This is a genomic window from Embleya sp. NBC_00888, assembly GCF_045207655.1.
Taxonomy (GTDB): domain Bacteria; phylum Actinomycetota; class Actinomycetes; order Streptomycetales; family Streptomycetaceae; genus Embleya.
Map to the genome: position 1 here is coordinate 853,655 of NZ_CP108785.1, position 11,278 is coordinate 864,932.

General features: G+C 70.0%; 5 protein-coding genes. 2 read left to right on the forward strand and 3 right to left on the reverse strand.

Annotation, left to right across the window (positions count from 1 at the left end):
* The first annotated feature begins 200 nt into the window (after window positions 1–200).
* A complete protein-coding gene (locus tag OG948_RS37920; protein ID WP_406300519.1) occupies window positions 201–4,289 on the forward strand; it encodes a CHAT domain-containing protein in 4,089 nt (1,362 codons plus the stop codon).
* Window positions 4,290–4,540: 251 nt separating this feature from the next.
* Here the strand turns inward: OG948_RS37920 and OG948_RS37925 are convergent, their stop codons facing one another.
* Both OG948_RS37925 and OG948_RS37930 read right to left on the reverse strand, forming a co-directional pair.
* A complete protein-coding gene (locus OG948_RS37925; protein WP_331769523.1) occupies window positions 4,541–5,752 on the reverse strand; it encodes an amidohydrolase family protein in 1,212 nt (403 codons plus the stop codon).
* Window positions 5,753–6,109: 357 nt separating this feature from the next.
* Window positions 6,110–7,795, reverse strand: a complete 1,686-nt coding sequence (locus OG948_RS37930; RefSeq protein ID WP_331769524.1) for an amidohydrolase family protein — start codon at window positions 7,793–7,795, stop codon at window positions 6,110–6,112.
* A 299-nt stretch (window positions 7,796–8,094) separates the two neighbouring features.
* Between OG948_RS37930 and OG948_RS37935 the strand changes: the two genes are divergently transcribed.
* A complete protein-coding gene (locus OG948_RS37935; protein ID WP_331769525.1) occupies window positions 8,095–8,646 on the forward strand; it encodes a MarR family transcriptional regulator in 552 nt (183 codons plus the stop codon).
* A 281-nt stretch (window positions 8,647–8,927) separates the two neighbouring features.
* Here OG948_RS37935 and OG948_RS37940 read toward each other — a convergent pair whose 3' ends face one another.
* Window positions 8,928–11,045, reverse strand: a complete 2,118-nt coding sequence (locus tag OG948_RS37940) for a SpoIIE family protein phosphatase (RefSeq protein ID WP_331769526.1) — start codon at window positions 11,043–11,045, stop codon at window positions 8,928–8,930.
* Window positions 11,046–11,278 lie beyond the last annotated feature (233 nt).

Consider the following 11,278-nt stretch of genomic DNA (forward strand, 5'->3'; position numbering starts at 1 on the left):
GACTGCGGCGAATCGATGAGAGTGACGATCCGTCGTCTGCGTTGCGGCCGGAGGCTCTCCGTGAAGCCCGAGCCCTCGCGGACGTCTGCCCAGAGAGTGACCTCGAAGCGTGGTCGGCACTCGGCTGGTTCCACTGGTACCGCTCCCTGGCGTTGCCCGCGGGTGAAGGAGACGCCGATCTCGGGGATTCCGTCGGGGCGTTGACCCTGTGCTTCGCCGCCGGAGTGGCCGACCTGCCACGACGGTTGCTGCCGGCCCTCGCCGATGCGGCAACTCCTTTGGCTGTCGGAGTACTCGAGTACGCGCTGGGCAGGTCCACCCCGGAAGCGCTCTCCGGCGCGGTCGCTTTGTGGAAGCGCATGGTGGAAGCCACTCCCGAAGACCATCCCGGCCGGCCGGGGAGGTTGTGCAATCTGGGGGGCGCCCTGTTGACCCGTTTCCACCGGAGCGGAGCCGACGAGGACCTGGATTCCGCCATCGCAGTGGGCCGGGAGGCGGTGGCCGCCGCCACTGCGGACCACCCCGATCGCCCCGCCATGCACACCACCCTCACGTCCGCCCTGTTGACCCGTTTCCATCGGACCGGAGCCGACGACGACCTGGACTCCGCCATCGCGGAGGGCCGGGAGGCCGCCGTAAGCGCTCCCGAACAAGACCCCCACGGCGCCGCGCTGCACACCAACATCGGGCTTGCCCTGTTGGCCCGGGCCCAGAGCACCGGCGCGGCGGACGACCTGGACACCGCCGTCGACCACCTCCGGCGGGCAGTCATCGCTCCTGTCACCGATCGAGACGACCGCGTACAGGGGCTGTCCAACCTCCGGTTGGCGCTGCTCATCCGGTTTCGGTCGACCGGCGCCCTCGAGGATCTGAGCGGCGCCATCTCCACAGGGCAGGCGGCGCTGGCCGACACTCCCCCCGACCATCCCGACCGCACCGTCATGCTGTCCGATCTCGGGAACAATTTGCTGACCCGGTTTCAGCGGACCGGAACCCCAGCCGACCTCGGCGCCGCGATCGGGCATCTTCGGGAGGCCACAGACACAACGCCCGGCGACCATCCCGAGCGCCCCGGGAGACTGTCCAACCTGGGAAACGCCCTGCGGATCCGATTCGAGCGCTTCGGCGATCTGGAGGATCTGACCAACGCCATCGCGGCGGGCCGGCAGGCTGCGGCCGACGTTCCCGCCGACCACCCCGACCGCGCCGCGATGTTGTCCAACGTCGGGCTCGCCCTGCGGCTTCGATTCGAGCGGTTGGATGTCATGAGGGATTTGCACACCGCCATCGCAACCGGGCAGGAAGCAGTGGCCCGGGCTCCCGAGGACTATCCCGACCGCGCGCTGATGCTGTCCAATCTGGGGTTTTCTCTGCGGCTCCTGTTCCAGCGCACCGATGCCCTGGAGAATCTGGACCAGGCCATCGATCACCATCGGCAGGCACTGGCATCCGCTCCGACGGATCGCCCCGAATACTCCGCCATGCACACCAATCTCGCATTCCCCCTGGTAGCCCGATTCGAGCTCACCGGTGCCCTGGAGGACCTGGAGGAGGCGATACCGCACCTCCGGCAGGGGTTGTCCGGGGTCCCCGCCGGCGACCCTGACCGCTCCTCCATACTCTCCACCCTGGGAAATGCCTTGCGGGGCCGCTTCGAGCGAACCGGAGTCCTGCAGGACCTGGACACCGCCATCGGCCATCTCAGGCGCGCCGTCGTCGATGCGGCCGAAGACCTTCCCCAACACGCACGGGCTGCGTCCAGCCTGGGAAGGGCCTTGCGGATCCGTTTCGAACGCACCGGAGCTCTCGAGGACCTGGACGCGGCCATCGACCATCAACTGCGTGCGGTGTCCGTGACGTCAGGCGACGACCCGCAACACGCCGAAGGACTGTCCGACCTCGGGAAGGCGCTGTTGAGCAGGTTCGAGCGGGCCGGCGCCATGGCGGACCTGGACACCGCCATCGACCACCTCGACCGCGCGGTGACCGCCACGCCCGCCGACCACCCGCAACGTGCCGGAAGACTGTCCGACCTCGGGCACGTGTTGCTGAGAATTTACGAACGCACCCACCACGCGGAGGATCTCGACACCGCCGTCGAGCACTTCGACCGCGCGGTGACCGCCACCCCCGCCGACCACCCGCAACGCGCCGGAAGACTGTCCAATCTCGGGGGCGCGTTGCTGAGGAGATACGAACGCACCCACCACGCGGAAGATCTCGACACCGCCATCGACCACCTCGACCGCGCGGTGACCGCCACCCCCGCCGACCACCCCGACCGCAGCGCCATGCTGTCCAACCTCGGGGGCGCGCTTTGGACGCGATTCAGGCGAACGGGCGCGGCGGAGAACCTGGACGTCGCCATCAGCCACCTTCGTCAGGCGTTGGGCCGAATTCCCGACGACCACCCCGCCCGCGCCGGGAGGTTGTTCAACCTGGCGTTCGCGCTGCGCACCCGAATTGAGCGAGGCGATGCTCCCACGGACCTGGATGAGGCGGTGTCCTGTTGGCTGCGAACCTGGGGGACGGCAGGGGCAGCACCGTCGCTGCGTATCCAGGCGGGGGCTGCGGCAGCCGACTTGATGGCCCGATCCGACGACCTCACGCGGGCAGCGGAAGTAGCGGAGGCGACAGTGCGGCTTCTGCCCCAGGTGGTTCCGCGCCGTCTGGAGCGCGGGGACCAACAACATGCCGTAGGACGGTTCGCCGGGTTGGCCGGTACGGCCGCCGCGTTGATTCTCGCCGCCCCGAACGGGACCGCCGGCGAGCGTGCCGCGCGGGCGCTGGGAGTTCTGGAGGCAGGCCGGGCAATCTTGCTGGGGCAGGCCCTGGATACACGGAGCGATCTCACCGATCTACGCGAGTACCATCCCGAACTCGCCCATCGGTTCGCAGAGTTGCGTGAGCGACTCGATTCTCCCGTCCACGGGTCGGCCCCCGGCATGGCGGAAAACGACGCGGGTGCTCCCGAGCAACTGCAGGAGCGCGCGGTCCGGCATCGACTGGTCGAGGAATTGACTGCCGTCTTCGAAGAGATCCGTGGCCTGGACGGCTTCTCGTCCTTCGCCCTCCCACCCGCCCCTGACGAACTCCTCGCACAGGCATCCCAGGGCCCGGTGGTGGTGTTCAACGTCAGTGACCACCGCAGCGACGCCATCCTGCTCGCCGCAGGGCACATCACCAGCCTTGAACTGCCCGACCTCACCCCCGCCGGCGTTCTCGAACAGGCCAATGGCTTCCGTCGGGCTCGGCACCTGGCGGTGCATGGGGCGGACCTCTCGGAACGGCAGCAGGCGCAGGCCGTGCTCGTGGAGATCCTGCAGTGGTTGTGGGATGCAGCCGCCGGCCCTGTCCTGAACACTCTGGGATATCCGGCTCGACCCGCGGCCGAGGGCGGGAGCAACGAGGAGCACTGGCCGCGTGTGTGGTGGGTACCGGGTGGACTGCTCGGTCTGTTGCCCTTGCATGCCGCGGGCTACCATGCCGACTCCGCCGATGATCCCGACTGCCGCACGGTGATGGACCGGGTCGTTTCCTCGTACACGCCCACAGTGCGCGCACTGCGCTACGCCCGCGAACGTGACGCTTCCTCCGTGCCTGAGGACCTTGCGAAGGTGCAAAGCCTGATCGTGGCGATGCCGACCACCCCCGGTCTGCCGAACCTCGGACGGTTGAGGAGCGTGGACGCAGAGGTCACCATGTTGCAGACCCGTCTACCCGGGCCCGTACTGCTCCGGGAACCGCAGCCGTCCGAGGAGTCCACGAGTCGGACAGCGCCGACGCCTACGAAGGACAACGTCCTCGATCGACTTCCGGAGTGCGCGATCGCCCATTTCGCCTGCCACGGTTACAGCGATGTCCGCGATCCCTCGAAGAGCCTTCTACTGCTCCACGACCACGCAACCGCCCCGCTGACGGTCGGCAACCTGGCGCCCGTCAATCTGCGCAAGGCGAGGCTGGCCTACCTGTCCGCCTGCCACACCGCTGCGGGTGACACGGCTCAGCTGCTCGACGAGGCGATCCATCTCACCTCCGCCTTTCAACTCGCCGGATTCCCCCACGTGATCGGCACGTTGTGGGAGATCGACGACCGGGTTGCCGTCACCGTCGCCGACCTGTTCTACACCGCCCTGCGGACGAAGTCCGGCAGCGTCGACACCGGCCGGGCTGCCCGCGCACTTCATCACGCCGTACGCCGTGTGCGTGACGGTCACGGCCTGCCGGCTCCGTTGGACCGCAGAGGTGTCCCCCTTCTGTGGGCGGCCTATCTCCACGCAGGGGCATGACCGCCGCGGCGACCACACTGCGGCGGCAAAAGGCCCCCGGCCGTTCGACAGCACCTTCGTCGCCGACCTGCGGACCGTTTCCTCCTTCAAGGAAGCCGGCGACGTCCTCGTGCACGGCGCGGAGTTGGGACCGCTTCCGGGCCGTCATCGGATCGACCTGACCAACAAGGAATCCAAGAACCTCGAAGCCCCGCCGGGCATGGCCCGGTGCCGGTTGCCCGTTCAGGGCAAGGGCAGGCCGGGCAGTCGGGTCAGGGCGTTGCGACGGTGTGCCGGTAGAGCGCCGCGGCATTTCCGTGAGTCATGCGCTCGACCTCCTCGTCCGGGACGCCGACGAACTGTCGAGCGAGGACTTCCTGGCTGTCCGGCCAAGTGGAGTCGGGGTGCGGGTAGTCGGTTTCGACCATGATGTGATCGACGCCGATGAGGTGTCGCAGTCGCATGGTCGCGGGGTCGGAGAGCACGGTGAACCAGAAGTTGCGGCGCAGGTAGTCGACGGGCGAGTGGATCCCGAAGTCGGCGCGGTAGTCGAGGTCACGGCCCATGAACTCGATGCGGTCGATGAACATCGGCACCCATCCGATACCTCCCTCGGACAAGGCGATCTTGATGTCCGGGAAGCGCACCGGGATGCGGGCGAAGAGCCAATCGGCGGCGGCCGCCATCGAGTTGATCGGGAACAGCACGCCCAGGACCGCGGCCGTCGAGTCGCGGGAGGGAACGATCGTCTCGGACGACGAACCGACGTGGAGGTTCACGACCGTGCCGGTCTCCTCGCACGCGCGGAAGAACGGGTCCCACGCGTCGCTGTACAGGGACGGCAGCCCGAGGCGCTCCGGGTTCTCGCTGAACGTGACGGCGACGAAGCCGCGTTCGGCGTTGCGCCGGACCTCGGCGGCGGCGAGTTCGGGGTCGCCGAGCCAAGGAAGCTGGCAGGCGATGAATCGTTCGGGGTACGGAGTGATCCAGGCGTCGAGCAGCCAGTCGTTGTAGGCCCGCAGGGAGGCGAGGCCCAGGTCGTGGTCCCTCATCGTGAGAAAGCGGCGTCCGGCGAAGCCGAACGGCGCCGACGGGAAGTTGAGTTGTGCGGCGATGCCGGCGGCGTCCATGTGACGTACGCGTTCGCCCGCGTCGTATGTCGCGGGGTGCAGCTCGTCGAAGTTGACCGGGCCGAGGTAGCCCTTGCCCGCTTCCCAGCCGCGGAGGGCGTCGGAGCCGAGCAGCGGGACGCGTTCGTTCTCGAACACCCACCAGTCGTTGCCCGCCGCGTCGCGTTCGAGGTGCGGCGCGGCGTCTCGCATGCGCGCGGGCACGCGGTCGCGGAACAGGTCGGGGGTTTCGATGAGATGGTCGTCGACCGAGATAATGTGGAACCGGTTCGTGCCGGTCGGGACTTCGCCGCGCAGCACGAGGTCGCCCTTCGGACCGGCGTAGGCGAGGATGCGTTCGAGCAGGTCAGCCATTGGGAAGCCTCCGGGAATTCGGGGCGCGGTGATGGGTGCGCGCCGATGGGGGTGCCGAGCGCGGTCGTGCGGTCGTCGAGTTCGACGACCGCACCGTCGCGGCGGAGGGAGAGGGCGTGCGGCGTCGCGTCGGTGGTGCCGTGTTCCTCGAACGAGGGCGAGTGGTCGACGGTCGATTCGCGCGCTTCGGTGACGCGGTGGGTGTCCCGGTGGAAGCGGCTGGACCGGTCCGTGTTCGTGACGCGGATCGTGGCGGGGCGAAGCGGTCGTCGGGCGCCGTGCTCACTCCGTGTCCCGGGCGCCGTGCTCACTCCGTGTCCCGGGCGTCGTGCTCACTCCGTGTCCCGGGCAGCGTGCTCACTCCGTGTCCCGGGCGCCGCTGCGCAGGAGGGTGCCGGGCAGGCGGTCCAGGCGGTCGGTGACCTGCGTGCCGTGCTCGCGGATCGCGACGCCGGCCACGAGGATGTGGTCGAGTCCGGTGGGCGCGTCGGCGATGAGGCGTTCTCCGTCGGCGGGCAGGTCGCGCACCCGCCGGGTCGGGCCCGGGGAAAGGGCGCCGTAGTCGATGACGACGAGGTCGGCGTGGCCCCCTGGGCGCAGCCGTCCGCGGTCGACGCCGAGCACGTCGGCGATCTCCCCGGTGAGTTTGTGGATGCCGTGTTCGAGCGGCAGGACGTCGCGGTCGCGTACCCAGTTGGCGAGGAAGTCGGTGGGCATGACGGCGTCGCAGATCTGACCGACGTGCGCTCCGGCGTCGGACAAGCCCATGATGCAGCCTTCGCCGCGGATGAGTGTGGTGACGCCGTCCTTGTCGTCGTTGGCGAAGGTGACGGTGAAGCGGCTCGCCAGATCGTCGTCGAGGGCGAGGTCGCAGATGACGTCGAAGGGCGTGGTGTCGCGTTCGGCGGCGATCGCCGCGACCGGCGCGCCGACCAGGTCCGGGCGCGAGGGCGAGTGTGTGACGGTGATGGTCTGCCAGCGCGGGTCGAGCCACCGGCCGCTCTCGAACTCGTCCCAGGCACGCGCCCTCCAGGTCCGGTCCCGGAAGACGGTGTGGCGGCGGTCGACGGGCGCGGCGACCAGGTCGGCGAACGCGGGTAGCGCGTAGAAGGAGGTCGGCTCGGCGACGGAGAACTCCTGGGTGATGGGTCGGCAGGTGACCTGCGCCCAGACGTCCGCGCCGCCGCGGCGGCCCCGCAGATGATCGGCGAGCTTGTCCCGGTACGGCGCCCGGGAGGCCGTTCCCTCCGGGTAGGTGAGGATCGACGTCCAGGTCAGCGGGCGGCCGAGGCGGCGCTGGAAGTCGTACACCCAGCGGTAGTTCTCCCCGGTCGCGATGTGCACGATGCCGAGGCCGACCTCGGCGGTGACGGACGCGAGCGCTTCGACCTCCTCCTGGGTGGCGACCATGGACGGCACCAGGCGGCCGCCGTCGCCGAGGTGGAAGCCGGCGCGGTCGGTGGAGAATCCGAGGGCGCCGCCGCGGAGCGCGTCGGCGACGACACCGCGCATGCGGGCGAGTTCGTCGTCGGTGGCGGGGCGCTCGTAGGCCTCCTCGCCCATCACGTACGTGCGGACGGCGGTGTGCCCCACGAATCCCCCGAAGTGGATCGCCGTACCGCGCCGCCGCACGGCCTCCAGGTATTCGGGGTAGGTCTCGAAGTCCCATGCCACCCCGGCCGCGAGGGTCGCGCCGCGCATGTCCTCGACCATCTCCAGCGTGCCGAGCAGCGATCGGCGGTCCTGCGGGCGGGCGGGGGCGAGGCTGTAGCCGCAGTTGCCGGCCACGACTGCGGTGACCCCGTGCCACGACGACGGCGTCAGGAGCCCGTCCCACAGGACCTGCGGGTCGTAGTGGGTGTGGATGTCGAGAAAGCCCGGCACGACGAGGCGCCCGGTGGCGTCGATCTCGCGCCGGCCCCTCACGGTGTCCTCGATCTCGGTGACACGCCCGTCGCGGATGCCGATGTCGGCGCGGCGCGAAGGTCCGCCGGTGCCGTCGACAACCGTCCCACCGCGCACGGCGATGTCGTTGGTACTCATGTCTGTTCTCCCGGTCGTTGCGTTCGGTGCCGGACGCGCCGGAGGCGGGTGCACACCGCGCCCGGACGGTGCTCTGTGGAGGCCGCCGTGACGTCCACGACGGCCGGCGGGTCTTCCGGCGTGCCGCGGCGCCTTCGTGAGCCTGCGAAACGCCGGGGAATCTCCGACGGCGTCGCCCGTTCCTTGCCCGCAACGTATCCGGAATAGATGCCTAAGGCAAGAGTTGCCCTGGGCATTCCTTGAATGTGAACAGACACCTCGGACCTGGGGAATCACCGGCCGACCGGTACCGTTCTGCCATGGTTGATCGCCGTGCCCGCAGCACACCGAACGCTTCCCGCCCCCCGGCCGAATCCGCCGCCGCCGACGCCGGCGGCGAGGATTCCGGCGACCGCGTGATCCGGGCCATCCAGCAGTTCTCCCGCAGCCCGGCACACGCCGAGCTGGCGCGTTCGCTGTACGGCGCCGGCGGAAGGGAACTCACTCCCACCCAGGTCGACGCGCTGGAAACCCTCGCGTCACGGCCCCAGTGGCGCATGCACGAGTTCGCGGAGGCACTCGACATCGACCGGGGCGCGACCAGCCGCACGATCGACCGCCTCCTCAAACTCGGCTTGGCCGAACGGCGGCCGGACGAGGGCGACCGGCGGTACGTCATCGTCCAGGCCACCACCGCGGGTCGCCGCATCAGCCGCCGGATCCAGCGCGACCGCTACGCGCTCATGCAGGAGATCCTCAGTGGCCTGTCCGGCCGCCGGCGCTCGGACCTGGCGGAACTGCTCGAATACGTCACCGCGGCCATGGAGGCGACACTGAGCCGAAGGGCGGCCGAGGGAGAAACGCCGACCTGATCGGACGTGCCCCGGGCTCGACGTCGGCGCATGCCGGACCCGAGGATGAACAGCCCTTCCCCCGAACACCCGGTCCGGTATCCGGGTGGAGCAGGAACCCCGAACCCACCCATCGGACCCGACGCGGCAAGGTCTCCGACGGCGCCACGACCATGGCGAGGCCCGCCGTCCGGAACCCATGTCCCCGACCCGTCCGAGCACTCGCTCGGCGGCCGACTGAACACCGAAGCCGACACCGCGGCAGTGCACGAGCACCGTGCCCACCGGGGCCACGACTGCCCCTACGGCATGATGCCGCCCAGGGGCTGCTCGGTCCAGATGGTCTTCCCCGTGGGGCCGTAGCGGCTGCCCCACCGGGTGGTCAGTTGGGCGACCAGGAACAGCCCTCGCCCGCCTTCGTCACTCCACTTGGCACGCCGCAGCCGAGGCTGGGTGTTGCTGGGGTCGGACACCTCGCACACGAGGACCTTGTCGCGGATCAGTCGTAGCACCACCGGCCCGCCGGCGTAGCGGATCGCGTTGGTCACGAGTTCGCTGGCGACGAGTTCGGTGGTGAAGGCCGCGTCCTCCAGCCCCCACGCGGTGAGTTGTCGGGTGACTCGCTCACGCGCGCCGGCGACGGCGGCCGGGTCGGCGGGGATCTCCCAGGACGCGACGTCGCGGGAGGCCACGGTTCGTACCCGCGCCAGAAGCAGGGCGATGTCGTCGGACGGGTTGGCCGGGCCGATCTTCGCGACCAGTTTGTGGGCGGCTTCGTCGAGGTCCCGAGCGGGGTCGTGAAGCGGGACCAGCCCCCGGCGTAGGGCCTCCATCCCGGCGGTGATGTCGCCCCCGCACTCCACGAGACCGTCGGTGTAGAACGCGAGGGTACTGCCTGGTGGCACGTCGATCTCGGTGAGTTCGAACGGCATTCCGCCGACGCCCAGGGGCGGGCCCGGCACGACCTCGACGAACTCGACCGTTCCGTCGGGCCGTACCAGCGCGGGCGGCGGATGTCCCGCGCTCGCCATGGCCAGGCGGCCGGTGACGGGCTCGTAGACGGCGTACACACAGGTCGCGGCCGGCATGTCGTCGTGCGTCTCGTCGCTGTTCGCGGTCAGGCGCAGGACGATGTCGTCGAGGTGCGCCAGGAGTTCGTCGGGCGGGAGTTCGAGGTCGGCGAGGGTTTGGACGGCGGTACTCAGTCGGCCCATCAGCGCGGTCGCCCGCAGTCCGTGTCCCACCACGTCCCCGACCACGAACGCGACCCGGAGCGAGGACAGTTCGATGACGTCGTACCAATCCCCGCCGACGCCCGATCCGGTGCCCGTGGGCAGGTAGAAGCCTGCGGTACGGGCCGCCGCCGTGTCGGTGGAGGCCGACGGCAGCAGGCTGCGTTGGAGTGCGACCGCGGCCGTGTGCTCGCGGGTGTAGCGACGGGCGTTGTCGATGCTCAAGGCGCCGCGGGAGGCGATCTCCTGGAACAGGCGTGCGTCCGCGTCGTCGAACGGCTCCGCTCCTTCGCGGCGCCACACCTCGATGCTGCCCAGGATCAGCCCCCGGGCGACGATGGCGGTGGCCATGAAGCCGTTGCCGCCGGCCGGAGCCAGGCGCTCGAACGCCCAGGTATCGCCGCCGAGTGCCGCGAGCATCGTGGCCCGGTCGGGAACGGAGAGGATCTCGCCCTGGCGGTACTGCGACCGGATGTCCCTGTCCGGAACACGTGGCAGATTCTCGCCCACGGGCACGTAGGGAGCCGAGTGGTCCACGCCCGCCGAGCTGATGGCGGCCCTTCGCAGCCCCACGTCCGCACCGCCGCGCTGGGGTGGCTCATCGCCGTCGAACACCTCGATGGCGAGGTTCACGACCGCCATGTCCCCCAGTTCCGGCACCAGGGCGGCGGTCAGTTGACGCGCGGTGGTCACGACGTCGAGTGAATCGCCGATGGCCTTCGCCGCATGGAACAGCAGGTCCAGGCGGCGCCGGGCGCGTTCCTGCTCCGAGATGTCGGCGAACGCGAGGACCAGGCCGGCGGGTCGACCCGCCGTGCCCCCCGTGCGCAACGCGGACAGCGAAACCACCAGGCGCGTACGGGGGTTGCCGGAAGTGGGTATCGACTGCGGGTGGTAGAGCAGCGGGGTTCCCGTCTCGAGGACGCGCCGCAGGGCGGCGACGAGCCCGTCCCCGTCCGCGGCGGACACCAGGGCGTCCACCCGGCTCCCCACGGGGATCGTCAGGCCGTGGAACCGCTCGGGCGCGACATTGCCGCGCCGGACCCGCAGATCGCCGTCCAGCAGGACCAAGCCGACGCTGCCCTCCCCGGTCAGCGCTTCGACGAGCGCCTCCTCCACGCCGCCCATCGGCTCGCCGTCCAAGGCCTCGGTGGGCGATGTCCCGGTGGACGGTGAGGGTATGTCCATGTTGCACCTTGGCTTTCACCTGTTGAGCCGTGCGGGTTGCCCGACGTGCGCCGGCGAAACTCTCCGCGCCGCCGAAGCCGTCGCGGAACGTCCCTTTCCAGCCGGCCACGATATTGCCAACCGCGTGGTTACGCCGGACGACCGCCGGCATGTCGTTCGAGCGTGACCCTTGCGAAGCCGAACGTGTCGGACGAGACGCGGAAGATCACGCTTCCGTCGACGCGCCGTTCACC

Excerpts from the sequence above, each read along its gene's own strand:
- OG948_RS37930 (WP_331769524.1), bottom strand. The coding sequence starts at position 7,795 with ATGAGTACCAACGACATCGCCGTGCGCGGTGGGACGGTTGTCGACGGC.
- OG948_RS37935 (WP_331769525.1), top strand. The coding sequence starts at position 8,095 with ATGGTTGATCGCCGTGCCCGCAGCACACCGAACGCTTCCCGCCCCCCG.
- OG948_RS37940 (WP_331769526.1), bottom strand. The coding sequence starts at position 11,045 with ATGGACATACCCTCACCGTCCACCGGGACATCGCCCACCGAGGCCTTG.
- OG948_RS37925 (WP_331769523.1), bottom strand. The coding sequence starts at position 5,752 with ATGGCTGACCTGCTCGAACGCATCCTCGCCTACGCCGGTCCGAAGGGC.